Consider the following 26,033-nt stretch of genomic DNA (forward strand, 5'->3'; position numbering starts at 1 on the left):
CGCCGGGCGGCCCGTGCGAAATTTCTACTCGCGACTGCAAGTTCTGTCAACGATTCAGATACCCGGATCACCGGGAACGGCGTGGCGTCACATCTTCGAGGGAATGGGACGGTGAGGATGGGCCGGATGGGGTAACCGACCGGGATGATCCGGTAGACCGGCGAGCGGTGGAGGGTGACCCGGATGACGACGGTGGGTGTCCCGCCCTTGCCCGTCCGCCTGGCCGAACGCTACGGGGCCGGGCCGGTGATCGGCCGCGGTGTGGGCTCGGTGGTGTTCCGGGCGCACGACTCGCTGCTCGGGCGCGACGCCGCGGTCAAGTCGTTCCGCGTGGAGTCCGACCCACGGGCCGGGCGCGAGCTCAGCCTGCTCGCCCGGTTCGACCACCCCGGCCTGGTCCCGGTCTACGACGTCGAGGAGCACGACGGGCGGGCGTTCGTCGTCATGGCCCTGCTCGACGGCGGGTCGCTCACCGACCGGATCGCCGCTGCGGGGGGCGGACTGGGCCTCCCCGACGCCCTCCGCACCGCGGCCACCGTCGGGGGCGCCCTCGAGCACCTGCACCGCGCCGGGGTGACGCACCGCGGGGTCGGCCCCGCGAACGTGCTCTACGACCTCGACGGGCGCGCCCACCTCTCCGACTTCGGCGTGGCCCTGGTCGCGGACGCGCCCCGCATCACCGACACCGGCCTCACCGTCGGCGCGGCGCCCTACCTCGCCCCGGAGCAGGTCCGGGGGGAGCCCGCCGGGCCGGCGGCCGATGTGTACGCGCTCGCCCTGGTGCTCATCGAGTCCCTCACCGGGCGGCGGGCCTTCCCCGGCGACCCGCTGAGCGCGGCCCAGGCCCGCCTGGACCGCGGCCCGGTCCTGCCCGAGGGCCTCGACGACGACCTCGCGGGCCTGCTCACCGCGATGACCGCGGCCGACCCCGCCGACCGCCCCGACGCCGCCGCGGTGTCGGCCGTGCTCCGCCGGGCCCTCGTCGCCGCCGAGCCGGCCGCGACGACCGTCGTGGCCGCGCCCGGCCTCACGACGGGCGGCCCCGCCACCCGGGTCGGCGTCGGGCCGCTGGCCGTCGTCGGGGGCGCCCTCGCCCGGGGCGGACCCGTCCGTCGTGGGGCCCCGCGCGCCACCGGCACGCGCGGTGTCCTCGTCCTGGCCGGTCTCGCCGCGAGCGCGGTGCTCGCCGGCACCGTCGCCATCGCGACCTCCGGACCGGTCGCCGAGGTCTCCGCGGACGACCGCCCGGCGGTCGTGGCCGGCGGGGCCACCGTCGGTGCGCCGGACACACAGGCGCCCGCGATCGTCGTCCCGCCGTCGTCGGAGCCGGCTCCCCCGACCGACGAGCCGGAGGACGACACCACGACCGCCCGCCCGCCCGACCCGCGGACGGTGATCCCGGAGGAGCCGGTGCGTCCGGTCGCGCTCCCGGAGACGACCCGCACGACGACGCCGACCCGCACGACACCGGAGCCCGTCGAGGAGCCGGAGCCGACGGAGCGGGCCGAGCAGCCCGCCGAGCGGCCGGCGGTCGAGCCGACGCGCACGCAGCGCCCGGGCGCGGTCGGTCAGGTCCTCAACGGCGTGGGGGGGTTGCTGGGCGGCGTGCTCGGCGGCGGCCGCTAACGCTCGAGCGCCTCCACCAGCACCTCGCCGTCCCGCTGCCGGGCCACCGCGGCCTCGATGCCGGCCAGGGACGCCGCCGCCCGCGAGCAGGGGAATCCGTACTTCGCCCGCACCCGCTCGCTCGCCTCGGTCAGGGCCTCCCGGCTGCGCCGCGCGAAGTCCTCGAGCGGGTAGCGCCCGCCCTCCTCGAGGTACTCGGCGAGGACCAGCGACGGCGAGTACACCCGCTCGGTGGTCCCGTCCGGCCAGCGCAGGCGTGCGTGCATCTCGGGCATGCCGACGATCCTCGACGACGACGGCCCGTCCGGGCAGGACCTGGGCCGCGGATCACCGTCCGACGGGCAACGCCCTCCCCGGGACGGCCCGGCAGGGCGCGCCCCACATCCCGCGGTCGCCGTCGACGGCCTCCTGCCGCTCGCGGTCGAACACCGGGGCGTAGCGCAGCGCGCGGGAGGTGTCCGTGGTGACGACCCCGGTCAGCAGGGCGGCGTCGGTGAAGTTCAGCTGGGTGCCCAGGACCACGTAGGCGAGTCGGCGCCCGGCGTCGTCGGTCTCGGGGACGGACGGGTCCGGCACCAGGGTGACGGTCTGCCCGCCGAGCGTGCGGTCGGCGAAGCGCAGCGCCTCCGCCGCGCCGCACTCCCCCGTCGCCCGCTGCGGACCGGCCACGCGCGGCGCGGTGATCCCGAGGATCGCGACGACGTGCTCGGTCCCGTCGCCGGTGCGCACCACGACCTCGTCCCCGGAGTCGACGCGCACCACCTCGCCCAGCAGGGTCGGGTGCGAGGCCGGCGAGGTCGGGCCCGCCGTCGTGGGGGTGGCGACGACGGCGGCGGTCGGCGCCGCGGGCGTCTCGCCGGACCGGGGGGCCACCAGGAGGCCGATCGCGACGCCGAGCCCGAGCAGCACGAGGCCCGCGGCCGCGAGACGCAGCGGCGCGGGGTCGCGCCGCACCGCGCGGTGGGCGCCCGTGCCCGGTCCGCCGCCGTGGTCGCCCATCACCCTCCTTCGTCCGGGTACGTCCTGTTGCCGGTCTCCGCACGGGCGACACCTTCCGGGTCGGCCGCATCGGGGTGAGTGCGGACGCTGAACGGGTGATCGCCGCGGGTAACCCGTCGTCGTGAAGAAGCTGATCAATGCCCCGGGCGACGTCGTCGCCCATGCGCTCGAGGGCGTCGTGCGGTCCACCCCTGGCGCCGCGCTGGTCGAGGGCACCAGCGTGCTCGTCCGGACGGACCTGCCGACCGACCAGGTGGCGGTGCTCTGCGGCGGTGGATCGGGACACGAGCCCGCCCACGCCGGCTACGTGGGGCCGGGCCACCTCGCGGGAGCGGTGTGCGGGGAGGTGTTCGCGTCGCCGTCGGCCGACGCCGTGCTCTCCGGCATCCGGGCCTTCCGCGACCACCCGGGCGTGCTGCTCGTCGTCATGAACTACACCGGCGACCGGCTGAACTTCGGGCTCGCCGCCCAGCTCGCCCGGGCCGAGGGGATCGCGTGCGAGATGGTCACGGTCGCCGACGACGTCGCCCTCGACGCCGACGACGACGTGACCGCCGGGCGCCGCGGGCTCGCGGGCACCGTGCTGGTGACGAAGGTGGCGGGCGCGGCCGCCGCGGCCGGGGTCCCGCTCGACGAGGTGGCGCGCGCGGCCCGGGAGACCGCCGGGGCGGTCGGCACGATGGGGGTGGCGCTCTCCGCCGCCACCGTGCCCTCGGCGGGCGAGCCGGGCTTCGTCCTGGAGCACGACGAGATCGAGATCGGCCTGGGCATCCACGGCGAGCAGGGCGTGCGGCGGGAGTCGCTGCGGCCGGCCGACGAGCTGGTGGACGAGGTCGTGGAGACGGTGTGCGCCGACCGCGGGTTCGCCCGGGGTGACCGGGTCGCCGTGCTGGTGAACGGCACCGGGGCGACCCCGCCGATGGAGCTGTCGATCCTGCTGCGCCGCGCGCTGGAGAACCTGGAGTCCCGTGGGATCGGCGTCGAGCGGGCGTGGGCGGGCACGTTCCTGTCCTCGATCGACATGGCCGGGTTCTCGGTGGCCGTGCTCGGGCTGGACGACGAGCGGTTGGCGCGGCTGGACGCGCCCGCCCGCTCCGCCGCGTGGCCCTCCGGCTCCGGCACGGTCGCGGGCGGGGTCCCGACGGTGCCCGACGCCGGCGTCGACGAGGCCGGCGACCTCGCCCCGTCGTCGGGCGTGCCGGCCCCGGCCGACCTGCGGGCGAGGGTCGAGGCGGTGTGCGCCGCCGTGCGCGACGCCGAGCCCCGGCTGACCGAGCTGGACACCGCGACCGGCGACGGCGACCTCGGGACCTCGCTGCTGCGAGGGGCCGACGCGGTCGGCGAGGAGCTGGACTCCTACCGCTGGGACGACCCGGTGGCCGTGCTGCGCGGGATCGCGGCGACGCTGCGGCGGGCGATCGGCGGCACGTCCGGCCCGCTGTACGCGACCGGGCTGCTGCACGCGGCCGAGCACCTGGCCGACGGCGGCTCGTGGGCGACGGCGCTGCAAGCGGGTGCCGACGGCGTCTCCGACCTGGGCGGAGCGAAGGCGGGCGACCGGACGATGCTCGACGCGCTGTTCCCGGCGGCATCCGCGCTCGCGGCGTCCAGGTCGGTCGACGAGGCGCTCTCGGCGGCCCGCGAGGGGGCGGCGGCGACCGAGACGATGGCCCCGCGGCGCGGGCGGTCGTCCTACCTGGGCGACCGGGTCCACGGGCACCGCGACGCGGGCGCGGAGGCCGTCACGGTGTGGCTCGCGGCGCTCGCCTCAGAGGCCTGAGGTCCCGAGCGTGCGGACGTCGAGGCGGCGCAGGACCCGGTCGGCGACCTCCGGGTCCGTGCCGGGCTCGGCGCGTGCGGCGACGACCTCGCGGCGGGCCGCGGCGAGCGCGACCGCCTGCAGGCGCTGCCACTGCTCGCGCCGACGCCTCATCCGGGCCAGGCGCTCGCGGTAGTCGTCGGCGTCGTCGCCGTCGTCGTCCTCGCCCGGGCGGCCGACGTCGTCCCCGGAGAGGGCGCGACCGATCCGGGCGAACCGGGTGCGCATCTCGTCGAGGACCTGCTCGCCCTGGTCGTCGTCCACCCCGAGGGCCTGGCGGTCGACTGCGGCGAGCTCGTCGAGGGCCGCCCGGCGGGCCCGCGCCGCCAGCGCCCGCTCGGCCTCCGCGGCGACCCCGTCGTCCTCGCGGAGCCCGAGCCGGCGGACCAGCCACGGCAGCGTCAGGCCGGGGCCGACGAGGGTCACGACGAGCACGCTGCAGGCCACGATGACGAGCTCGGCGCGGTCGGGGAACGGGGAGCCGTCGTCGAGCGTGAGCGGCAGGGCGAGCGCGAGGGCCAGGGTCGCCAGCCCCCGCATCCCGGCCCAGGTCAGCACCACCGTCTCGGCCGCGGTCGCCGGGGCCCGCTCCGGCGCCGATGCCGCGCGTCCGTTGGTCAGCCACGCCACCGTCATCCAGAGCGCCCGGACCCCGATGACGACCACGCACACGATCCCGGCGTGCGCGAGGATCGTGCCGAGCGACCGGTCGGCCTGCTCCACGACCGTGCGGAGCTCGAGGCCGATCAGGGCGAACGCGACCCCCGTCACGAGCAGCTCGACGACGCTCCAGAACGAGGCCGCCGCCAGCCGGGCCTCGGAGGCGTCGGCGTCGGAGTGCTGGCGCATCTGCAGGGCGGTGACGACGACGGCGATCACCCCGGACGCCCCGAGCGCGTCGGCGCCGAGGTAGACCGCGAACGGCAGGACGAGCGTGAGCCCGTTGCCGGCGACGACGTCGGTGAGCCGGTCGAGCAGCCGCCGCGCGAGCCACGCGGCGACGACGCCGAGGACGACGGCCACCACCGCCCCGTAGACGAACTGCACGACGATGGCGACCCCGCCGAGCTCGCCGCCGGCCGAGGCGGCCCCGACCGCCGTCGTGAAGACGACCAGCGAGGTGGCGTCGTTGAACAGGCCCTCGCTCTGGAGCGTCGAGACCAGCCGGCGCGGGACGCCCAGCGGGCCCGCGACGGCCTCGACCGCGACCGGGTCCGGCGGCGCCACCGCGGCCCCGAGGGCGAGGGCCGCGGCGACCGTCACCCCGGTCAGGGCGACCAGCGTGCCCGCCACGGCCGCGACCGTGGCGACGACGAGTCCCACCGCCAGGAACGCGATCGCCCGCCACCGCTGCCGGAACAGGGCCCACGACGTGCGCTGCGCGGTGGCGTAGAGCAGCGGCGGCAGGAAGAGCGGCAGGATCAGCTCGGGGTCGATGTCCGGGGCCTCGATGCCCGGGACGAACGCGGCCGCGGCGCCGAGGAGCAGGAGCAGCACCGGCCACGGCAGGCGCAGCCGGTCGCCGGCCCCGGCCAGCAGCACCGCGGCGAGCATCGCGCCGACGACGACGAGGAGCACGGTCACCGGCAGACCCTACGGTCCCCTCGCGCGCGGGTTCGGCATGCTGTGCCCCATGCCGGGATTCGGGGACTTCGTGGGCAAGGCGGTGCAGGTCGGGCTGGACATCCTGACCTCGAGCGGGGAGAACGACTCCGGTCGTCGGGAGCCGGCGGGTCCTCCCCCGCCGATGCCCGGGGGCGTGCGGACGGTGCCGTCGGCCGAGCGAGCGCGGCAGATCAGCTACGCCCCGGACCTCGACGGGGCCGCCGACCCCGGCGAGATCGTGTGGACCTGGGTGCCCTACGAGGAGGACGCCTCACAGGGCAAGGACCGCCCGGTGCTCGTCGTCGCCCGCGCGAGCGAGGAGGGCGAGCTGCTGGGGCTGATGCTGTCCTCGCAGGGCCACCGCGCCGACGACGCGAACTGGGTGCCGATCGGATCGGGACCGTGGGACCGCGAGGGCCGCGACTCCTACGTCCGCCTCGACCGCGTCCTCGAGGTGCCCGAGCACGGCATCCGCCGGGAGGGCGCGATCATGCCGCAGGACCGCTTCGACCGGGTCGCCGGCGAGCTGCGCTCGTCCTACGGCTGGCACTAGGCCCATCGGCCGGGCCGGACCGGCTGATGCCGGGCAGCAGGGCGAGGATCTGCGCGGCGCCGACCAGCACCGCGGTGAGCACGGGCAGGCGCGCCAGCCGGGCGTCGGCCCGCTGCTCGGCCGTGGGCGGCGCCGCCACGCCGACGGTCCCGGGCAGCACCCGGGTCGGCGCGTCCAGGCGCACGGTCGGCGCGTCGACGGTGCTCACCGACCCCCGCCGCCGGGCGAGCTCCTCGACCGCGATCAGCAGGACCCCGTTCGCCACCAGGAACGCCGCCGCCGGGACCGGCTTCGCCAGCAGCGTGCGGAACACCTGGTCGAGCAGCAGGCCGGCGAGCCCGACCGGGATCGTCGCGAGCACGAGCATCCACGCGAGGCGCTGGTCGTCGGTCGCCACCCGGCGGTCCCGGATGCTCGTGAGCAGCCCTCCGACGATCCGGACCCAGTCGCGCCGGAAGTACACGACCATCGCGAGCGCGGTGGCGACGTGCAGGCCGACCACGAACGCCAGGTAGGGCGAATCGGGCGCGGTCACGTCGAGATCGCGCGCCCACGACCCACCGAGAACGGCGGGCAGCAGGATGGAATGCCCCAGACTGGACACCGGGAACAATTCCGCGACGCCCTGCAGGGCCCCGATCACGGCAGCCTCGAGCCAACTCAGATGTCCCACGACCTGGCGATCCTCCCGTGGACGTCGTTCCCGGCAGCGTATCGACCAAGAATTCGCAAAATGTCGGGAGGACACGCGGAAAGGAATCGGGTCCGACGTGCGGGCGACGATTCGGTTGCTATCGTGACCCGGTCGGATCACGGCCCGGTCACGCTCCCCCGCTCCCACCGACCGGCCGCCGGAGAAGAGGTGACCCCGCACCATGACCGCTGCCCTGTCCACCCCGCTGTCCGGGCTGCACCCGCTGACCGCCGTGCTCGGGATCGCCGCCGGGGCCGTCGGTGCAGCCGCCCTCGGCTCGGCCGGGGCACACGCCCCCGACGTGGCGGCGTCGACGGTGACCACGGTGGCCGCCGACCTGCACCTGACCGCCGGGAGCAGCCCCGCCGTCGGGACCCCGGCGGTCGCGCCGGTGGACGCGGACCCGACGTCGGCGGCCGCGGCGGTCCCGGAGCTCACGAAGGCCGCGGGGATGGCGGCGCAGGCGCAGAAGGTCGACGCGGCGATCGAGCGGTTCGAGTCGCGGATCGGGTCGACGGCCTACGAGAACTGGTGCGAGCGCGCGGTGGAGAACGCGTTCGGTACGCAGGGGCACTACGCGAGCGCGATCCAGGACTGGCGCTCCCAGGACCAGCACTCCGACTGGCAGCACGCCCCGCGCGGCGCGATGGTCTTCTACGACACCTCCTCCGACGGACACGTCGCGCTCTCCCTCGGTGACGGCCGGGTGGTGTCGTCCAGTGCCCACCACCGGGTCGGCATCGTCCCAGTGGGCTACTTCCAGCACCCGCTGGGCTGGGCGTACGCGCCGTACTGACGCCCGGACCGCCCCGCGACCCGGGTCACGGTGTCGGCTCCCTCGGTTAGGGTGATCGACACCACGAGGGAGGGGGGTGGAGCGCATGAGCCTCGCGGCGGAGCGGTCCGCTCCCGTGCGGCCCGACGAGGAGCCCGCCGGCGCGTCGGGATGGCGGGGCCGGGCGGCGGAGCTGGTCGAGCTCGGCCGCACCACCCGCGTCGGGCAGCTCGCGCGCGCGGCCCTGGTCACGCTGCTGCTGATCCTGCTCGCCGGCGTCCTCACGCTCGTCGCCGTCCTGCGCACGCAGGCCGCCGCGGACGACGTCGTCACCCGCAGCGGGCCGCTCACCGCCTCCGCGCAGGAGCTCTACCGGGCCCTCTCCGACGCCGACGCGAGCGCGGGGCAGGGGTTCCTGCTCGGGGCGGGCGAGCCGGAGTCGCTGCGGCTGCGCTACCAGACCGACCTCGCGGCCGCGGGGCGCGCGCTCGCGGTGGTCGGCGCGGCCTCGGCCGGGGAGGGTGCCGACGCGGCCGCGGTCACGACGCTCACCCAGGGCGTGCCGGTGTACACCGGCCTCGTCGAGACGGCGCGCTCGGCCGACCGTCAAGGCCTCACCTACGGGTCGGCCTACCTGCGCGAGGCGTCCTCGTTCCTGCGCGCCGACCTGCTGCCCGCGGCGCAGCAGATCTACGACGTCCAGTCGGCGGAGCTCGCGGACGCACAGGACGGGGCGGACGGTGCCGTCTGGGCCCTGCTCGCGGTGCTCGCCCTCGTGGTCGCGCTCGTGGCCGTGTGGCGGCTGCACCGGCGGATCGCGCACACCACCCGGCGCCGGCTCACCCCGGGGGTCGCGCTCGCGGGCGCCGCGCTGGCCCTGCTCGGGGTGTGGGGCGCCCTCGCTCTCGGCTCGTGCGCGGTGCTGACGGCGAGCGCCCGGGGCGACGGGACGGCGCCGAACCGCGAGCTGGTCGCCGCGCGCTTCGCGGTGCTGCAGTCGCGCAGCGACGAGGTGCTCACCCTCGTCGCGCGCTCCACCGGAGGCGCCTACGAGCAGGACTACGTCCGGCGCAGCGTCGCGCTCTACGGGTGGCAGGGGCAGCTGGACCGGGCGCGCGACGAGGCCGGTGAGGGCCCGGTGGCGGCGGACGCGGCCGCCGCGCAGGCCGCCGGGCGCAACGGCATCGTCGTGCACAACCTGGTGCGCACGCTGGATCTGTCCGGGCAGTACGACCTGGCGGTCGCGCTGGCGCTCGGGACCGGGCCGGACGCGGGACAGGGCTCGGTCGAGCAGGTGCAGGACGCGCTGGACCGGGCCATCACCACGACGGCGGGGACGGGCGCGGACGACGCCGCGGCCGCGCGGGCCGCCACCACGCTGCTCGCCCTCGGCACGGTGGTGCTGACGCTCGTCGCGCTCGGCGGGCTGGTCGCCGGGGTGTGGCCGCGGTTGCAGGAGTACCGGTGAGGGCGCGCGTAGGGCCGCTCGTCGCGGCCCTGGTCGCGCTGGCGGCCCTGCTGGCGGGCTGCTCGTCGACCCCGCCGCCCGCTCCGGCGGAGCCGGTGCGCCCGGTCCCGGCCGGGACCACCGTCCTCGCCGGGCCTCCCCCGGCCGGTCGCGACACCAGCTGCGGCGACCCGCGGGTCAGCCTCACCCCCACGCCTCCTCCGGCCCCGGGGGTGATGCCGGCGGGCTCGACGATGGCCGCGATCGTGGCGCGGGGCGCTCTCATCGTCGGCATCGACCAGTCCACGGTCCCCCTGAGCTACCGGGACGGCCGCACCGGCGAGCTGACCGGCCTGGACGTGGCGGTGGCCCGGGAGATGGCCCGCTACCTCCTCGGCGACCCGAACCGGGTCCGGTTCCGGATCGAGAGCTCGTCGCAACGCATCCCGAACCTGCTCGCCGGGTCGGTCGACATGGTCGTGCAGGCCATGACGATCACGTGCGAGCGCAAGCGGCAGGTGGGGATGTCGTCGGTGTACTACGAGGCGACGCAGCGTCTCGTCGTGCCCGGGACCTCGCCGGTGACCGGGGTCGCCGAGCTGGGCGGACGCCCGGTGTGCGCGCCGCTGGGCACCACGTCCATGGCCACGTTGCAGACCGCGCGGGGGGCGGACGGACGGGCCCCGGTCGCGGTCGGGGTGCCCGAGAACAGCGACTGCCTCGTGCTGCTCCAGCAGGGTCAGGTCGACGCCGCCACCACCGACGACACCATCCTCACCGGGTTCGCCCTGGAGGACCCCCGGCTCGTGGTCCGGGGTGCGCCGCTGGGCTCCGAGCCGTACGGCATCGCGGTCGCGCCGCAGCACACCGACCTGCTGCGCTTCGTCAACGGCGTCCTGGACCGGCTGCGGGCCGACGGGACGCTCGCGCGCATCGCCACCTCGACCGTCGGCAATGCGGCCGCGGTCCCGGCCGCCGGCTCGTACGCGGGGTGACGACGATGGCCCACAGCTTCGCCGTGCCCGACCGCCACCGGATCGACGCCGACGTCGCGGACGCCGAGGAGGCCGTGGTCCGGGCGTCGGCCGCCCTGGTCGACCTCGAGGCCCACCCGGGCTACGGCCTGCTGGCGCCCGGCGGGTTCACCGGGGTCTCCGCGCGACGGCGGGAGGAGACCCTCGCGACCGTCGCCGAGCTGCACCGGGACCTCGCGCTGTACCGCCGCGCCGTGGCGGCGGCCCGGGAGGCCCGCGGCACCCGCAGCCGGCCGACCCCGGAGGAGCTGACGGCGGTCGCCGAGGCGCTGCACGGCGAGTCGGTGGTGGTCGCGGAGGAGGCGGTGCCGCTGCAGCGTCGCGGGCTGCTCGGTCCGACGTCCGAGGTCACCCGCACCAGCGCGGACGCCCTGCTCGGCCGCATGCGGGCCGGGTTCGACGCCGTGACCGGGGTGGTCGCCGCGGTCGCCGCCGTGTGGGAGGCCGTGGCCGCCCAGCTCGGTCCCGTGGAGCGCGGGCTGGACGGGCTCCGCGCGGAGGTGGCGGCCGCGTCCGACCCGACGGCCGCCGCCCGGCTCGACCGCCTCGCCGAGCGGGCCGACGCGCTGCGCGCGGCGGTCCTCGGCGACCCGCTGCCGCACGCCACGGTGGCGCAGCCGGTCGATGCGGCCGGGCTCGCGGAGGTCACCGCCGGTCTGGACGAGGTCCGGGCGGCCCTCGCCGAGGCCCGGGGCCTGCGCGAGGGTCTCGACGAGCGCGTCGCCGGCCTGACCGCGGAGGTCGACGGGCTGGCGGCGCTGGAGGCCGACGCGGCCGCCGTCGCCGCGGAGGTGGCGCGGGTGATCGCCCCACCGCCCGGCCTGCCGGTGCCCGAGCGGCGGGCGCCGGAGCTGCGGGCGGCGGTCCGCGAGGCGCACGGCGACGCCCGGGCCGGGCGGTGGGAGGCCGCCTCCTCCGGGTTCGCCGCCGCCGGTTCCGGGCTGGCGGCGGCCCGCGCGTCCGCGGAGTCCGACCGGGCCGTGCTCGGGGGCCTGCTCGACCGGCGGGCGGAGCTGCGGGGGCGGCTCGGCGCGCTGCGGGCCAAGGCGTCCGCCCGCGGCCGCAGCGAGGACCTCGACCTCGACGCGCTGCATTCCCGGGCGCAGGACCTGCTGTGGAGCGCGCCCTGCGACCTCGCCGCGGCGACCGTGGCGGTGCGCGCCTACCAGCGCGCGCTCGAGGACGGGGCGGGCTCGTGACGAGCACGGCACCGACCCGGTGCACCCGCCCCGGCTGCGACGGGGACATCGACGACGGGTTCTGTGACACCTGCGGGCGCCCGCAGCCCGCTGCCGGGTCCGCGTCCCCGGACCCCGGCCCGTCGACGGCGGCGGCTGCGTCGAAACAGGGACCGGGAGCGGGACCGGCCACCGCAGCCACGGGCACGTCCGGCACCGGGCCCGCGACGGCGGCCGGGGCGGTGGCCCCGGGTCCGGGCTCCGGGTCGGGGTCGACGCCGTCCGGACGGAGCGGGTCGACGCGCACCGGGTCGGGACGCGGCGGTTCCGGGCGGACCCGGTCCGGCTCGAGCCGGCGGCGCATCGGCGCGGGCCTGGTCCCGATCGAGCCGGAGCCCGCCGCCGATCCGGCCGAGGCGGTGCTGGCCGACCCCGTGGTCCCGGAGTCGAGCCGCCACTGCGGGGCGTGCGACGCGCCGGTCGGCCGCGGGCGCGACGGCCGGCCCGGACGCACCGAGGGGTTCTGCCCGCAGTGCGGGACGCGCTTCTCCTTCACCCCCGGACTGGCCGCGGGGGACCTCGTCGCGGACCAGTACGAGGTCCTGGGGTGCCTCGCGCACGGCGGCCTGGGGTGGATCTACCTCGCCCGCGACCGCAAGGTGCGCGACCGGTGGGTCGTCCTCAAGGGCCTGCTGAACACCGGCGACGCCGCGGCGCTGGCCGCGGCGGACGCCGAGCAGGGTTTCCTCGCACAGCTGGTCCACCCGCGGATCGTGCGGATCTACAACGTCGTCACCGGGGCCGGTGACGAGGACGCGGCCACCTACATCGTCATGGAGTACATCGGCGGGCGGTCGCTCAAGGCGATGCGCGACCCGCGGACGCCGATGTCGCCCGAGCCGGCGCTCGCCTACGTCCTGGAGGTGCTGCCGGCGCTGTCGCACATGCACGAGCGGGGCCTGCTCTACTGCGACTTCAAGCCCGACAACGTCGTGCAGACCGGCACCGAGGTGACGCTGATCGATCTCGGGGCCGTCCGCCGGATCGACGACCCGGGCGGGGACGTGTGGGGCACCGTCGGCTACCAGGCACCGGAGATCTCCCCGGAGGGCGCGGGGCCGTCGGTCGCCTCCGACGTCTACACCGTCGGCCGGACGATCGCCGTCCTGGTGGCGAACTTCGACTTCCACGGCTCGATGCGCGACGTGCTGCCGCTGCCGGACGACGCCCCCGCGCTGGAGCACGAGCCGCTGCGCCGCCTGCTGGACCGCGCCACGGCGCTCGAGCCGACGGAGCGGTTCGGCTCGATCGACGAGCTCGCCGACCAGATCGTCGGCGTGCTCCGGCAGCTCACCGCCGAGCACACCACCCCGCCCCCGCGCCTCTCCACGATGTTCGCCGCCCCGCCCGCGTCGGTGGGGATCGACGCCCCGGCCACGCCGGGCGAGCTGGCGGCGGCGCTCCCCGCGCCCCTGCCCGACCCGGACGACCCCTCGACGCCGGAACTCGTCGCCGCCGCCGCGCAGGGCCCCCGGGCCGTGCTGGCCGCGGTGTCCGCCGAGGGCGCGCTGGACACCGACCAGGCCCGTCTCTCGGCCGTGGCCGCCCATCTCGACGCCGGCGACACCGACGCCGCCGGGGCCGCCCTGGACGAGCACGCCGTGCTCGGCGAGTGGACGTGGACGTGGCTGCGGGCCCGCCACGCCGCCGCGACCGGGGCCGAGGCACTCGCCGCCCGACTCGTCGACCAGGTGTCCGACGCCCTGCCCGGCGAGCTCGCCCCGCAGTTCGCCCTCGCCGTCCTGGGCGAGCACCGGACGGCGGGGGACGACGGGGGCGTCACCGCGGAGCGGTTCGCCCGGATCTGGCGGACCGACCGCACGTGGACCGGCGCGGCGTTCGCGCTGGCCCGGCTCCGGGTGGCCGCGGACGACCGAGCGGGGGCCGTCGAGGTCCTCGACGAGGTCCCGCCGACGTCGGTGCACGCCGCCGACGCCCGGGTCGCGGCCGTCCGGGTGCTCCTCGGCGCGCCGGATCTGACACGCTCGGCGGTCATGGAGGCCGGGGCACGCACCGAGGCGATCGAGGTGGACCCGTTGCGCGCCGCCGAGCTGCAGACCGAGGTGCTCGAGGCCTACCGCCGCACCGCCGGCCCGGCCGAGCACGCCGACGGCGCGCTGTTCGGCTGCTCGCTCGACGACGACGGGCTCGGGTTCGGCCTCGAGGAGCGGTACCGCCTGCGGGCGCGGTTCGCCCCGACCCTCGCGGAACGCTTCGCGCTGGTCGACGCGGCCAACGACGCGCGGCCGTGGACCGCGCGATGACGGCCGCGGTGGGAGCCGCCTGCCCCACGTGCGGAGAGCTCGGCGAGGCGGGCGACCGGTTCTGCGAGGGCTGCGGCACCGAACTGCCCGAGACGGTCGGCCCGCCGCCGGAGCCGCGGTCGTGGCCGGTGACGGCGCGGGTCGCGCTGGGCCCCCGGGCCGAGCGGGACGGGCGGGCCGCACCCGGTGCGGACGACGGGGCCGGGGTATCCGAGGAGGACGGGTCGGCCGCCGCCGACCGTGGATCGCCGTGCGCGGCGTGCGGGGAGGGGACCATCGCCGAGGACGGCTTCTGCGACGACTGCGGGCCGCCGGCGGACGGCACGGCCGACGGGGACACCGGCCCGGGCACCGTCCCGCCCGATTCCCGCGACCACGCGGAGCACGCCGTCCACGGCGCGGCGGCGATCACCGACCTCGGCCGGGTCCGGGCCGCGAACGAGGACGCCTACGGCCTGGCGCGGCTGACGCTGGCCGGCGACGCCGGGGATCTCGTGGTCGGGGTGGTCTGCGACGGCGTCGCGTCCGTCCCGGGCAGCGAGCGCGCGTCGGTGACGGCGTGCGCCGCGGTGCTCGACGCCGCCCGCGACACGCTCGCCCACCCCGACGAGGGCGACCCCGAGCTGGCCCCGACCGGCGGCATCGACCTCACCGAGCTCGCACACCAGTGCGCCGACTCCGCCGTCGACGCGGTGTCGGCCCTGGCCGGGCGGGACTCCCCCGCCTGCACCTACGTCTCCGCGCTGGTGGCGGGCGAGGTGCTGGTCATCTCCTGGATCGGTGACAGCCGCGCCTACTGGCTCTCCCCCGGCGAGCCCGCGGGCTCCGCGGTCCTGACCACGGACGACTCGTGGGCGGCGGAGGCCGTGGCGATCGGGCTGCTCGATCCCGAGACCGCCTACGCCGACCCGCGCGCCCACGCGATCACCCGGTGGGTCGCCGCGGACGGCCCACCGGGGCCCGCGCACGTGGTGGCGCACGCCGCCGACCGCCCGGGCCTCGTGCTGATCTGCAGCGACGGGCTCTGGAACCACGTGCCCGCGCCGGACGACCTGGCGCGGCTCGTCGCCGGGACCCCGCGGGAGACGGCGACCGCCATGCTCGAGGCCGCGCTCGACGACGGCGGGACCGACAACACCACGCTCGTCGTGATCGACGTCGGGTACTGGGAGCCGCTCGAGGGCGTGTCGTGAGCACGCCGCAGTTCACCGTCGAGGCGTTCCACAACGGCTACCTGCCCGAGGGCGGCTCGGAGGTCGACGCGATCGTCTCGGTGACCGCGTCCGGCCTCGCCGGGACCGCGGGGACGGCCACCACCGAGGCGGCCGAGGTCGTCATGATCGACTGCTCCGGCTCGATGGGCGACCCGGCGACGAAGATCGCGGCGGCCCGCCGGGCGACCCGGGCGGCCATCGACGCGCTGCCCGACGGGGTGCTGCTCGCCGTGGTCGCGGGCCGCCACGACGCGCGCATGGTGTTCCCGCAGGCCGAGCGGATGGTCGTGCTGGACCGCGTGACGCGCCGGCAGGCGCACGCCGCGGTCGACCACCTCACGCCCTCGGGCGGTACCGCGATCGGGACGTGGCTGCGGCTCGCCCAGCGGCTGCTCGCGCCGCACCCCCGCCGGCTCCGGCACGCGATCATGCTGACCGACGGCAAGGACGAGCACGAGACCCCGGAGGACCTCGCGGCCGCCCTGCAGGCCTGCGACGGCGTGTTCACCTGCGACGCCCGCGGCGTCGGGACCGACTGGGTGGTCCAGGAGGTCCGCGGCATCGCCCAGACGCTCCTCGGCACCGCCGACATCGTCGCCGAGCCCGAGCACCTCGCCGCCGACTTCGAGGGCATCGTCGAGCGGGCGATGGGACGCGGGGTCGGGGACGTCGCCCTGCGGGTGTGGGCGCCGCGCGGGGCGACGGTGCGCTCGGTCAAGCAGGTGTCCCCCACCGTCGAGGACCTCACCGACCGCCGCACCCCCGACCCGGCGAAGCCGCTGATCGGCCTCTACCCCACCGGCTCGTGGGGCGACGAGACCCGGGAGTACCACGTGCGGATCGCGCTGGACCCGCTCGCCGTCGGGGAGGAGATCCTCGCGGCCCGGATCGGTGTCGCGGCGCCGTCGCTCGCCGAGGCGGGCGGGGCGCTCGCGGAGACCCGCGTGCCGGTGACCTGGACCGGGGACTCCGCCCTCGCGACCCGGCTGAACCGCCGGGTGGCGCACTACACCGGCCAGGCCGAGCTCGCCGAGGCCATCCAGGAGGGCCTCGACGCGCGGCGCGCCGGTGACCTCCCCACGGCGACGGCCCGGCTCGGGCGCGCCGTGGCGCTGGCCGCGGAGTCCGGTAACGCGGAGACGTCGGCGCTGCTGGAGAAGGTCGTGGAGGTCCAGGATCCGGCCACGGGCCGCGTCCGGCTGCGTCGCGAGGTGGCCGCCGCGGACGAGATGACCCTGGACGTGCGCTCCACCCGCACCGCGCGGGTCCGGGAGGGTTCGTGACGGCGGGTCGCGACGGCGGGTCGGACGGAGGCGCCCGGTGAGCCCCGCGGTGTGCCGGAACGGGCACGCCTCGGAGACCGACGACTTCTGCGACGAGTGCGGCGCCCCGATCACCCCCGACGGCGCGCCCGTGCCGGCGTCCACTCCGGCCCCGCCGGCCCCCGCCCCAGCGGCGACGGCAGCGGTCGGTGAGGGCACGGCCGAGGTGTGCCCGCGGTGCGGCACCCCGAGGACGGGACGGTTCTGTGAGGAGGACGGCCACGACTTCGTCCTGCAGGGCGGGAGCGCGGCCACCCCGGCACCGGCGCCGTCTCCCGCCCCACCGGCCGCCCCACCCGCCGTCGGGAACGGGCCGGAGCCGGAGGGGACCTGGCTGGTGACCGTGGAGGCCGACCGCCGGTACTACGAGTCGGTCGTGGCCCGGGAGGGCCCGGACATCGCCGCGGTGACCTTCCCGAACTACTACCCGTCGGCGGAGGTCCCGCTGCTCGGCGCGGAGGTGCGGATCGGGCGGCGCCGGGTGAACGGGTCGACGCCCCCGCCGCAGATCGACCTGGCGGGCCCGCCGCTCGACCCGGGCGTGTCGCACCTGCACGCGGTGCTGCTCCCGGTGGCCGACGACCGGGGCGGGGACGGCTGGTCGGTCCTGGACCCGGGCTCGACCAACGGCACCACGATCAACTACTCCGACGACCCGATCGCCCTGGACACCGTGGTCCCGCTGCGCGCGGGCGACCGGGTGCACGTCGGGGCGTTCACGACGCTGGTGATCGAGCGCCGCTGACCCGCCCGCCGTCGGGGTGGCTTCGAGTGCGCTCGAAGTCCTAGGTTCGACGCATGACGAGCACCCTCGAGGACCACCACCCGGCGGCGCGTCTGCGAGCGGTGATGGAGTCCGCCGCGACCGACGACGGCACGCTGCCCCCGCTCGACGGCGAGCTCCTCCGCGCGATGGCCCTGCCCGACGACCTCCCGGAGACGCTCGGGATCGCCGAGGTCGCCGAGCTGACGGGCATCACGGCCCACACGCTGCGCTACTACGAGCGGATCGGGCTCGTCACGGTCGACCGGGACGCCGCCGGGCGGCGCGCCTACGACCGCGCCGCCCTCGGCCGCGTCATGTTCGTGACGTGGTTGCGCCTCTCCGGGATGCCGATCGCGTCGGTCGGCCGGTACGTCGAGCTCGCCCTCGAGGGTCCGCACACGTCCGACCGACGCCTGGCGATGCTCCTCGAGCACCGGGAGGCCGTGGTCGCGCACCTGCGCGAGCTGCAGACGGCCCTGGCCGTCGTCGACTACAAGATCACCACGTACGGCGGGTCCTGCGCCGGGTGACGGCGCGGCCGGGCGGAAACACCCGCTCGCGCCGCCGTCCGTCGGGACTCCGTGTTACACCTGAACGGCCTAGTGCGATGGAGGGGTCGTGGGGTCGGTGACGGGAGTCGGGGTGGATCGGACCGGGGGGCGGGGGCAGGCCTCGGACGGCTGTCCGGAGCTGGCGACACGACCGAATCTCGCGCGCGCGACGAACTACCTCGTGGGCGGCGGGGCGAACTTCGCGCCTGACCGTGCCGCGGTGAACGAGATGCTCGCGATGGACCCCGGGCTCGGCCGGCGCATCCAGGCGGGCCGCGCCTTCGTCGCCCGCGCCGTCCGCGACGCGCTCGACGGCGGGTGCGACCAGTTCCTCGAGCTCGGAGCCGGCATCCCCTCTCCCGCCGGGCTGCACTCGCTCGTCGGGCCGGACGCCCGGGTGGTCTACGTCGACGTCGACCCGGTGGCCGTCGCCCACACCCGCGACCTCCTCGCGGCCGAGGAGGCCGGGCGGGTCGCGGTCGTGGAGGCGGACCTCCGGGACGCGGCCGGCGTGCTCACCCAGCTCGCCACCGGCCCGCTCGACCTGGGCCGACCGGTGACCCTCGTGTGCAACTCCGTGCTGCAGTGGGTCGCCGACAGCGACGGCACCGAGCTGGCCCGGACCTTCGAGGCCTACCGGAGCGCCCTCGCCCCCGGCAGCCGTCTGGTGATCAGCGTGGCGCACCCCGACGAGCTCGCCGCCGAGGAGGCCGCCGAGGTCCGGCCGATCATCGAGGCGGCCGTCGCACCGCTGCGCCTGCGCGGGCGGGCCGAGCTCGACCGGATCCTCGGGGCCTGGGAGCCCCTCCCGCCCGGCATCGTGGACGCGGTCGACTGGCCGGTCGCCTCCGGCGCCGAGACGAGCGGCTTCTACGCGGTGGTGTGCGCTGCGCGCAGGTGAGCACCTGTTGTCCCTATGGCGACAACAGGTGCTCACCTGGCGTCAGCCACATCGCCTTCGGCGTCACCCTCCGCCTCCAGGAACGCCTCGCGGAGCGACTCGACCATGGCCGGGTCGGGGTTCTCCCACAGCCCGCGGTCCACAGCCTCGAGCAGCCGCTCGGCCATGCCGTGCAGCGCCCACGGGTTGGCGTCGCGCAGGAACTGCCGGTTCTCCGGGTCCAGCACGTAGTTCTCGGTCAGTGACCCGTACATCCAGTCGCTGACCGTGCCCGCCGTCGCGTCCCAGCCGAACAGGTAGTCCACGGTCGCGGCCATCTCGAACGCACCCTTGTAGCCGTGCCGGCGCATCGCGGCCATCCAGCGCGGGTTCACCACGCGGGAGCGGAACACCCGCGCGGTCTCCTCGATCAGCGACCGCGTCCGCACCGCCTCGGGCCGCGTCGAGTCCCCGACGTAGGCCGCGGGCGCGGCCCCCGTCAGCGCGCGGACCGTCGCGATCATGCCGCCGTGGTACTGGTAGTAGTCGTCCGAGTCGGCGATGTCGTGCTCGCGGGTGTCGATGTTCTTCGCCGCGACCGCGATCCGCCGGTACGCGGCGCGCATCTCCTCGACCGCCGACTCGCCCTGCCGGTCGCGCCCGTACGCGTGCCCGCCCCACGTCGTGTAGATCTCCGCGAGGTCGGCGTCGCCACGCCACTCCCGCGAGTCCATCGCCTGCAGCAGGCCGGCCCCGTAGGCCCCGGGCGGCGACCCGAAGATGCGGGTGGTCGCGGCCTGCCACGTGCTTCCCGACGACAGGTCCGCGCGGGCGTGTGCCGCCACGAAGTTGTCCTCGTCCGGCTCCTCCAGCCCCGCGACGAGCTGCACGGCGTCGTCCATCGTCGCGACGACGTGCGGGAACGCGTCCCGGAAGAACCCGCTGATACGCAGGACCACGTCCACGCGCGGCCGGCCCAGCTCGGCCGCGTCGACCACCTCGAGCCCGGTGACCCGCCGCGACGCCTCGTCCCACACCGGCCGCACGCCCATCAGCGCCAGCGCCTCGCCCACGTCGTCCCCGCTGGTCCGCATCGCCGCGGTCCCCCACAGCGACAGGCCGACCGACGTGGGCCACTCGCCGTCGTGGTCGTCGCGGTACCGCTCGAGCAGCGAGTCGGCCAGCATCTGGCCGGTCTCCCACGCCAGGCGTGACGGCACCGCGCGCGGGTCGATCGAGTAGAAGTTCCGGCCGGTCGGCAGCACGTTGACCAGCCCGCGCAGCGGCGAGCCCGACGGCCCGGCCTTCACGTGCCCGCCGTCCAGGGCGTGCAGGACCCCGTCGATCTCCTCGGTGGTGCGGTCGAGCCGCGGGACCACCTCGGTGGCCGCGAACCGCAGGATGCGCTCGACCGTCTCGGTCTCGATGGTCGAGCTCCGCTGCGCTCCGTCTCCGGCCGCCGGGCCGAGGACCTCCAGGGCCACGTCCGGGGCATCGTCGGGAAGCCATCCCCGCTTCTCCATCCCGACGACGAGCGAGTGGGCCAATTCCTCGACGCGGTCGACGTCGGTCCGCCCGGCCGCACCCGCCGACTCGTCGAGCCCGAGCGCCTCGCGCAGCCCCGGCAGCGCCTGCGTGCCCGACCACATCTGCCGCGCCCGCAGCACGGCGAGCACCATGTCGACCCGCTCCTGCCCGGCCGGCGCGCGGCCGAGGATGTGCAGGCCGTCGCGGATCTGCGCGTCCTTGATCTCACAGAGCCAGCCGTCGAGATGCATGATGAAGTCGTCGAAGCGCTCGTCGTCGGGCTGGTCGTTCACCCCGAGGTCGGAGTCGAGCTTGGCGGCCTGGATGAGCTGCCAGATCTGCCCGCGGATCGCCTCGATCTTGCCCGGGTCCATCGCCTGGATCGACGCGTACTCGTCGAGCAGCTGCTCCAGGCGGGCGAGGTCGCCGTACGACTCGGCGCGCGCCATCGGCGGCACGAGGTGGTCGACCAGCGTGGCGTGGGCGCGGCGCTTGGCCTGCGTGCCCTCCCCCGGGTCGTTGACGAGGAACGGGTAGACCAGCGGCAGGTTCGCGAGGATGGGGTCGGGGGCGCAGGACGCGCTGGACGCGACCGTCTTCCCCGGCAGCCACTCCAGGTTCCCGTGCTTGCCGACGTGCACCAGCGCGTGCGCCCCGAAGCCGGTCTGCAGCCAGCGGTAGGCGGCGAGGTAGTGGTGCGACGGCGGCAGGTCGGGGTCGTGGTAGATCGCGATCGGGTTCTCCCCGAACCCGCGCGGCGGCTGCATCATGACGACGACGTGGTCGCGCTCGATGGCGGCCAGGACGATCGAACCCTGGTCCAGGAACATCGAGCCCGGCGCCGCGCCCCAGTGCTCCTCGACGCCCGCGCGGAAGTCCTCGGGCAGGGTCTCGAACCACGCGGTGTACTCCGCGGCGTCGATGCGGACCGGGTTGGCCGCCATCTGCTCCTCGGTGAGCCAGTCCTGGTCGTAGCCGCCGGCGTCGATGAGGGCGCGGATGAGCAGGTCGCCGTCGCGCTCCTCGAGGCCGGGGATCTCGCCGACCCCGTAGCCCGCGTCGCGCATCGCGTGCAGCAGGGCGACGACGGAGGCCGGGGTGTCCAGCCCGACCGCGTTCCCGATCCGGGCGTGCTTCGTCGGGTAGGCGGACAGGACGAGCGCGATCTTCTTGTCGGCGTTGGTGAGGTGCCGCAGGCGGCCGTGGCTCACCGCGAGTCCGGCGACGCGGGCGGCCCGCTCGGGGTCGGCGACGTAGACCGGCAGGCCGTCGGCGTCGGTCTCCTTGAAGCTGAACGGCACGGTGATGATCCGGCCGTCGAACTCCGGGACCGCGACCTGGTTGGCGGCGTCGAGCGGGCTGACGCCGTCGTCGTCGGAGAGCCACTCCTCGCGGCTACGGGTGAGGCAGAGCGCCTGGAGGATCGGGACGTCGAGGGCGGCGAGCGCGCCGGTGTCCCAGGACTCGTCGTCCTCACCGGCGGAGGCCGAGGCGGGCTTCGAGCCGCCGGCCGCGAGCACCGTCGTGACGAGCACGTCGGCGGTCTTCAGGACGTCCAGCAGCTCGGCGTCCGGGCTGCGGAGGCTGGCGCAGAACACCGGCACCGGGATGCCGCCGGCGTCCACGACCGCCCGGCACAGCCCGTCGACGAACGCGGTGTTCCCGGCCATGTGGTGGGCGCGGTAGTAGACGACGGCGACGCGGGGGCCGGACCCGTCGACGTCCGTCCAGCCCGGGAGCCGCCCCCACGTCGGCATCTCCGCCGGCGGGGCGAACCCGTGCCCGGTGAGCAGCACGGTGTCGGAGAGGAACGCCGCGAGCTCGCGGAGGTTGTCCGGGCCGCCCTGGGCGAGGTAGAGGTGCGCCTGGGTCGCGACGCCCACCGGCACCGTCGAGGACTCCATCAGCTGCGCGTCCGGCGCCTGCTCCCCGCCGAGGACGACGACGGGGCGGGGACCGGCGGCCAGCAGGTCGAGTCCGGTCTCCCAGGACTGCCGCGAGCCGAGCAGGCGCACGACGACGAGGTCGACACCGTCGAGCAGGCCCGGCAGGTCCGCCTCCGGGTCGATCCGCGACGGGTTCGCCCAGCGCCAGGCCAGGGCCCCGTCGGCCGCCCCCTCGCTGCCGGCGCGGGCCGAGCGGAGGTCGGTGTCGGACGTCGAGAGGAGCAGCAGCACGCGCAACATCTCATCATCTGCGCACACCGTGTGTCATCGGCCGTAGTGTGTGGCCGATGCCCCGCACCCGCTCCCGCCCCGACGCCTGCCCCGGCGCCTGGCGTCGGCACGACGCCGCCGACGGTGCGCTCGCACGGTTCCGGCCGGTCGGCGGGGCGACCACCGCGGACGAGCTCCGCCTGCTGGCGGGCGCGGCCGCGGCGGGCGGTTCCCCGATCGAGCTGACCTCCCGGGGATCCTGGCAGGTGCGCGGCCTCGCCGGAAGCACCGCCGACGACCTCGCCGACGCGCTGCGCTCCGACCGCCCCGACGCCCTCGTCGACGCCCGCGGCCGCGACGTCCCGTGCAGCATCATCGCGTCCCCGCGGTCGGCACGCGTCGACCCGGTGGCGGGCACGGTGGCGGCGGCCCTCCGAGGTCGGACGGACGTGCCCGGGCGGCTGCTGGTCGCGATCGAGGACCGGGCCGTGAGGGGAGGATCCGAGCGCTCTGGTGGCACGAGGGTTCCCCTCACGCGAGGAGTGGGAGACGTCAGCGGGCAGGGCGCGGACATCGCCGTCGTGGTCAACGGTCCCTCATCGGGCTCGCGGACCCCTCCCGACCCCGATGAGGGTCCTCTCGACGACGGGGCCGCGCTCCTGCTCGACGGCACCGACACCGGCCTCCGCGCCGACGACCCCGCCGCCCTCGCGCTGGCCGCCGTCGACGCGTTCACCACCCACCGCGGGTCGGCCTGGCGGGTGCGGGAGCTGGACGACGCGGCGCGCACCGCGCTGCTCGCCGACCTCCGCGACCGCACCACCCCCGCCGTCGGGAACCTCCTGGAGCCGGGACCGGCGGACCCGACGCGCCTGGGACCCGACGGGACCACCCTGGAGGTCCTCCCCCGGCTCGGCGAGGTCGACCTCGCGACGGCGGTCGCGCTGCTGGAGCTGATGGACCGCGGCGCGACGCTGCGCGCGACCCCCTGGCGCACGCTCGTGCTGCGCGACGGGCCCGCGGACGCGGAGCAGCGCCTCGCGGGCCTGGTGGAGACCGACCCGGTCTCGCGATGGCGCGGTGTCTCGGCGTGCGTCGGGGCGCCGCGGTGCCGGAAGTCGCTGTCGGACGTGCGCGGTGACCTGGCCGCCGCCGTGGCCTCGGGGCACGTCGGCGGGCTCGTCCACCAGCACTGGGTGGGCTGTTCGCGCGCGTGCGGGACGCCGGGTGGACGAGTCGCCGTCGTGGAGGCGACCGAGGGACGTGATCAAGGACGCGCGAGCTACCGGACGGTGGTCCGCTCGGGGAAGGTGACCGGATGACCTCGGGCAATGCGGCCCCCGCACGGAGCGGTGTGATCCACGAGCCGGACTCCCGGGCGATCCCGGCGCACGTGGTCGACGGGGACGAGATCTACCGGCGGTCGTTCGCGATCATCCGCGCCGAGGCCGAGCTGGGGCACCTGCCCGACGACGCCCACGACCTCGTCGTCCGCATGATCCACTCCTGCGGCATGACGGACCTCGGCGCGGACACCGAGGTCTCCTCCGGCGCCGTCGCGGCCGCGCACACCGCGCTCCGGGCGGGAGCACCGGTGCTGTGCGACGCGATGATGGTCGCCTCCGGGATCACGCGGCGGTTCCTGCCCGCGGGCAACGACGTGGTGTGCACGCTGAACGACCCGGACGTCCCGGCGAAGGCCGCCGCCCTCGGCACGACCCGCTCCGCCGCCGCCCTGGACCTGTGGTTGCCGCTGCTCGAGGGCGCCGTCGTCGCGATCGGCAACGCCCCGACGGCGCTGTTCCGGCTGCTGGAGCTGATCGAGGCGGGCGCGCCGCGACCCGCCGTCGTGCTGGGGCTGCCGGTCGGGTTCGTGGGGGCCATGGAGTCGAAGGCGGCGCTCGCCGGCCACCCGGCCGGGCTGGAGCACGTCGTGGTGCACGGTCGGCGGGGAGGCTCGGCGATGACGGTGGGCGCGGTGAACGCACTGGCGCTGGGGACCCGCGCGTGACGGGCCGCCTGTTCGGCGTGGGCGTCGGCCCCGGGGACCCGTCGTTGATGACGGTGAAGGCGGTCGACCTCATCCGCGGGGCCGACGTCGTCGCCTACCACTGCGCGCGCCACGGCCGGTCGAACGCCCGGCGGATCGCCGCGGAGTACCTCGTCGGTCAGATCGAGGAGGCGCTGACCTACCCGGTGACCACCGAGGACACCGACGACTACCAGGGCCGCATCGACGCGTTCTACACCGACGCCGCCACCCGCCTGGCCGCGCACCTCGACGCCGGGCGCGACGTCGTCGTGCTCGCCGAGGGCGACCCGTTCTTCTACGGCTCCTACATGCACCTGCACAAGCGGCTGGCGCACCGCTACGAGGCGACCGTCGTCCCCGGCGTGACGAGCGTGGCCGCGGCCGCCGCCGCCCTGGGCACGCCGCTGGTGGAGCGCGACGAGGTCCTGACGGTGCTGCCCGGCACGCTGCCGCCCGACGAGCTCGCCCGGCGCCTCGCCGACACCGACGCGGCCGCCGTCATGAAGCTGGGCCGGACGTTCACCGGGGTGCGGACCGCGCTGCGCCGCGCCGGCCGCGCCGAGGAGGCGCACTACGTCGAGCGCGCCAGCCAGCCCGAGGAGCGTCGGGCCCGCCTGGAGGACGTCGACGAGGCGTCGGTGCCGTACTTCAGCGTCGGGATCGTGCCCTCGCGGGTCCACGTGGCGACGACGGAGCAGGCGCGGGCGGACGGGCTGGCCGCCTCCGGTGTCAGCAGTGCGGCCATGCTGACGTCGGACGGCACGAACGCCGCAACGACCGGCCGCGTCACCGTCGTCGGGCTCGGGCCGGGCCGCCGCGACCGGCTGACGCCCGAGGCGTTCACCGCCCTCGCCGAGGCCGATGACGTCGTCGGCTACACGACCTACGTCGCGCGCGTGCCGGTGAACCCGCGGCAGCGCGTGCACGGGTCGGACAACAAGGTCGAGGCCGAGCGGGCGGCGTTCGCGCTGGACCTGGCCCGTTCCGGACGGCGGGTCGCGGTCGTCTCCTCCGGCGACCCCGGCGTGTTCGCGATGGCCTCGGCGGTCGTCGAGGTGGCGGCGGAGGACTACCCCGACGTCGAGGTGCGGGTGCTGCCCGGCGTCACCGCGGCGCACGCCGTCGCGGCGCGGATCGGCGCCCCGCTGGGCCACGACTACGCGACGATCAGCCTGTCCGACCGCCTCAAGTCGTGGGAGGTCGTGGAGCGCCGGCTGGCCGCCGTGGCCGACGCGGACATGGTGATCGCGCTGTACAACCCGGCGTCCCGCTCCCGGACGTGGCAGGTCGAGGCGGCGAAGGAGATCCTGCTCAAGTACCGCGACGAGACCACGCCGGTGATCATCGGCCGGGACGTCGACGGGCCGGAGGAGTCCGTGCGGGTCGTCGAGCTGGCGGCCCTGGAGCCCACCGAGATCGACATGCGGACCCTGCTGATCATCGGCTCGTCGCAGACCCGGTGGGTCGCCGACCGGGTGTTCTCGCCGCGACGGTGGACGCCCGCGACTTGACACCGCTGTAAAGTCTCGGG

Annotated in this window: 21 protein-coding genes; 16 read left to right on the forward strand and 5 right to left on the reverse strand. The window is 76.3% G+C overall.

Going from position 1 to position 26,033, the window contains the following annotated elements; all coding sequences use genetic code 11:
* The first annotated feature begins 183 nt into the window (after positions 1 to 183).
* Entirely contained in the window at positions 184 to 1,626 is a 1,443-nt protein-coding gene (locus tag QRT03_RS22815; RefSeq protein WP_286055357.1) for a serine/threonine-protein kinase, read from the forward strand.
* On the opposite strand, the gene QRT03_RS22820 is transcribed toward QRT03_RS22815, so the two are convergent.
* Positions 1,623 to 1,901 (reverse strand): MSMEG_0570 family nitrogen starvation response protein, encoded by a 279-nt coding sequence (locus tag QRT03_RS22820; protein WP_286055358.1) that lies wholly within the window; start codon positions 1,899 to 1,901, stop codon positions 1,623 to 1,625. The two genes, QRT03_RS22815 and QRT03_RS22820, sit on opposite strands and share 4 nt — an antisense overlap.
* 52 nt (positions 1,902 to 1,953) lie before the next feature.
* The gene (locus QRT03_RS22825) at positions 1,954 to 2,625 is read right to left on the reverse strand and encodes a thermonuclease family protein (RefSeq protein ID WP_286055359.1); all 672 of its coding nucleotides are present in this window, start codon (positions 2,623 to 2,625) and stop codon (positions 1,954 to 1,956) included.
* A 121-nt stretch (positions 2,626 to 2,746) separates the two neighbouring features.
* Between QRT03_RS22825 and QRT03_RS22830 the strand changes: the two genes are divergently transcribed.
* Positions 2,747 to 4,405, forward strand: a complete 1,659-nt coding sequence (locus QRT03_RS22830; protein ID WP_286055360.1) for a dihydroxyacetone kinase family protein — start codon at positions 2,747 to 2,749, stop codon at positions 4,403 to 4,405.
* Here the strand turns inward: QRT03_RS22830 and QRT03_RS22835 are convergent.
* Positions 4,394 to 6,028, reverse strand: a complete 1,635-nt coding sequence (locus QRT03_RS22835) for a Na+/H+ antiporter (RefSeq protein ID WP_286055361.1) — start codon at positions 6,026 to 6,028, stop codon at positions 4,394 to 4,396. The genes QRT03_RS22830 and QRT03_RS22835 overlap by 12 nt on opposite strands.
* Before the next feature lie 49 nt (positions 6,029 to 6,077).
* Here QRT03_RS22835 and QRT03_RS22840 point away from each other — a divergent pair, with 49 nt between their 5' ends.
* The gene (locus tag QRT03_RS22840; protein ID WP_286055362.1) at positions 6,078 to 6,602 is read left to right on the forward strand and encodes a type II toxin-antitoxin system PemK/MazF family toxin; all 525 of its coding nucleotides are present in this window, start codon (positions 6,078 to 6,080) and stop codon (positions 6,600 to 6,602) included.
* Here QRT03_RS22840 and QRT03_RS22845 read toward each other — a convergent pair.
* Positions 6,538 to 7,275 (reverse strand): undecaprenyl-diphosphate phosphatase, encoded by a 738-nt coding sequence (locus tag QRT03_RS22845; RefSeq protein ID WP_425604882.1) that lies wholly within the window; start codon positions 7,273 to 7,275, stop codon positions 6,538 to 6,540. The two genes, QRT03_RS22840 and QRT03_RS22845, sit on opposite strands and share 65 nt — an antisense overlap.
* Before the next feature lie 202 nt (positions 7,276 to 7,477).
* Between QRT03_RS22845 and QRT03_RS22850 the strand changes: the two genes are divergently transcribed.
* The 10 genes from QRT03_RS22850 to QRT03_RS22895 all read left to right on the forward strand — a co-directional run bounded on the left by QRT03_RS22850 (position 7,478) and on the right by QRT03_RS22895 (position 18,808).
* Positions 7,478 to 8,092 carry a C40 family peptidase gene (locus tag QRT03_RS22850; RefSeq protein WP_286055363.1) on the forward strand — a complete coding sequence of 205 codons (615 nt, stop codon included), beginning with the start codon at positions 7,478 to 7,480 and terminating at the stop codon, positions 8,090 to 8,092.
* A gap of 85 nt (positions 8,093 to 8,177) precedes the next feature.
* Positions 8,178 to 9,539: a hypothetical protein gene (locus tag QRT03_RS22855; protein ID WP_286055364.1), complete on the forward strand. Its 1,362-nt coding sequence runs from the start codon at positions 8,178 to 8,180 to the stop codon at positions 9,537 to 9,539.
* Positions 9,536 to 10,513 carry a glutamate ABC transporter substrate-binding protein gene (locus QRT03_RS22860; protein WP_286055365.1) on the forward strand — a complete coding sequence of 326 codons (978 nt, stop codon included), beginning with the start codon at positions 9,536 to 9,538 and terminating at the stop codon, positions 10,511 to 10,513. The genes QRT03_RS22855 and QRT03_RS22860 overlap by 4 nt, the downstream gene beginning before the upstream one ends.
* Before the next feature lie 5 nt (positions 10,514 to 10,518).
* Positions 10,519 to 11,751, forward strand: coding sequence for a hypothetical protein (locus QRT03_RS22865; protein ID WP_286055366.1), 1,233 nt, complete (start codon positions 10,519 to 10,521; stop codon positions 11,749 to 11,751).
* Positions 11,748 to 14,054: a tetratricopeptide repeat protein gene (locus QRT03_RS22870; RefSeq protein ID WP_286055367.1), complete on the forward strand. Its 2,307-nt coding sequence runs from the start codon at positions 11,748 to 11,750 to the stop codon at positions 14,052 to 14,054. The genes QRT03_RS22865 and QRT03_RS22870 overlap by 4 nt, the downstream gene beginning before the upstream one ends.
* The gene (locus QRT03_RS22875) at positions 14,051 to 15,247 is read left to right on the forward strand and encodes a protein phosphatase 2C domain-containing protein (protein WP_286055368.1); all 1,197 of its coding nucleotides are present in this window, start codon (positions 14,051 to 14,053) and stop codon (positions 15,245 to 15,247) included. Before QRT03_RS22870 ends, QRT03_RS22875 begins: the two co-directional genes overlap by 4 nt.
* Positions 15,244 to 16,551 carry a vWA domain-containing protein gene (locus tag QRT03_RS22880; protein WP_286055369.1) on the forward strand — a complete coding sequence of 436 codons (1,308 nt, stop codon included), beginning with the start codon at positions 15,244 to 15,246 and terminating at the stop codon, positions 16,549 to 16,551. Before QRT03_RS22875 ends, QRT03_RS22880 begins: the two co-directional genes overlap by 4 nt.
* 37 nt (positions 16,552 to 16,588) lie before the next feature.
* Positions 16,589 to 17,335, forward strand: coding sequence for an FHA domain-containing protein (locus QRT03_RS22885; protein ID WP_286055370.1), 747 nt, complete (start codon positions 16,589 to 16,591; stop codon positions 17,333 to 17,335).
* 53 nt (positions 17,336 to 17,388) lie between these two features.
* Positions 17,389 to 17,886, forward strand: coding sequence for a MerR family transcriptional regulator (locus tag QRT03_RS22890; protein ID WP_286055371.1), 498 nt, complete (start codon positions 17,389 to 17,391; stop codon positions 17,884 to 17,886).
* A 112-nt stretch (positions 17,887 to 17,998) separates the two neighbouring features.
* Entirely contained in the window at positions 17,999 to 18,808 is an 810-nt protein-coding gene (locus QRT03_RS22895) for an SAM-dependent methyltransferase (RefSeq protein WP_286055372.1), read from the forward strand.
* Positions 18,809 to 18,840: 32 nt separating this feature from the next.
* On the opposite strand, the gene cobN is transcribed toward QRT03_RS22895, so the two are convergent.
* Complete coding sequence (gene cobN, locus QRT03_RS22900) at positions 18,841 to 22,491, reverse strand: cobaltochelatase subunit CobN (protein ID WP_286055373.1); 3,651 nt, start codon at positions 22,489 to 22,491, stop codon at positions 18,841 to 18,843.
* Between the two features lie 56 nt (positions 22,492 to 22,547).
* On the opposite strand from cobN, the gene QRT03_RS22905 reads away from it, so the two are divergent.
* The 3 genes from QRT03_RS22905 to QRT03_RS22915 are packed head-to-tail and all read left to right on the forward strand — an operon-like array spanning position 22,548 to position 26,013.
* Entirely contained in the window at positions 22,548 to 23,792 is a 1,245-nt protein-coding gene (locus tag QRT03_RS22905; RefSeq protein ID WP_286055374.1) for a hypothetical protein, read from the forward strand.
* A complete protein-coding gene (locus QRT03_RS22910; protein WP_425604885.1) occupies positions 23,789 to 24,481 on the forward strand; it encodes a precorrin-8X methylmutase in 693 nt (230 codons plus the stop codon). The genes QRT03_RS22905 and QRT03_RS22910 overlap by 4 nt, the downstream gene beginning before the upstream one ends.
* Positions 24,478 to 26,013, forward strand: coding sequence for a precorrin-2 C(20)-methyltransferase (locus tag QRT03_RS22915; protein WP_286055375.1), 1,536 nt, complete (start codon positions 24,478 to 24,480; stop codon positions 26,011 to 26,013). The genes QRT03_RS22910 and QRT03_RS22915 overlap by 4 nt, the downstream gene beginning before the upstream one ends.
* The last annotated feature ends 20 nt before the right edge of the window (positions 26,014 to 26,033 follow it).

This window comes from Actinomycetospora termitidis, from assembly GCF_030286555.1.
GTDB lineage: Bacteria > Actinomycetota > Actinomycetes > Mycobacteriales > Pseudonocardiaceae > Actinomycetospora > Actinomycetospora termitidis.

Coding starts and splice junctions, on each gene's coding strand:
- QRT03_RS22855 (WP_286055364.1), top strand. CDS start 8,178: ATGAGCCTCGCGGCGGAGCGGTCCGCTCCCGTGCGGCCCGACGAGGAG.
- QRT03_RS22850 (WP_286055363.1), top strand. CDS start 7,478: ATGACCGCTGCCCTGTCCACCCCGCTGTCCGGGCTGCACCCGCTGACC.
- QRT03_RS22840 (WP_286055362.1), top strand. CDS start 6,078: ATGCCGGGATTCGGGGACTTCGTGGGCAAGGCGGTGCAGGTCGGGCTG.
- QRT03_RS22910 (WP_425604885.1), top strand. CDS start 23,789: ATGACCTCGGGCAATGCGGCCCCCGCACGGAGCGGTGTGATCCACGAG.
- QRT03_RS22825 (WP_286055359.1), bottom strand. CDS start 2,625: ATGGGCGACCACGGCGGCGGACCGGGCACGGGCGCCCACCGCGCGGTG.
- QRT03_RS22865 (WP_286055366.1), top strand. CDS start 10,519: ATGGCCCACAGCTTCGCCGTGCCCGACCGCCACCGGATCGACGCCGAC.
- QRT03_RS22905 (WP_286055374.1), top strand. CDS start 22,548: ATGCCCCGCACCCGCTCCCGCCCCGACGCCTGCCCCGGCGCCTGGCGT.
- QRT03_RS22815 (WP_286055357.1), top strand. CDS start 184: ATGACGACGGTGGGTGTCCCGCCCTTGCCCGTCCGCCTGGCCGAACGC.
- QRT03_RS22875 (WP_286055368.1), top strand. CDS start 14,051: ATGACGGCCGCGGTGGGAGCCGCCTGCCCCACGTGCGGAGAGCTCGGC.
- QRT03_RS22890 (WP_286055371.1), top strand. CDS start 17,389: ATGACGAGCACCCTCGAGGACCACCACCCGGCGGCGCGTCTGCGAGCG.
- QRT03_RS22820 (WP_286055358.1), bottom strand. CDS start 1,901: ATGCCCGAGATGCACGCACGCCTGCGCTGGCCGGACGGGACCACCGAG.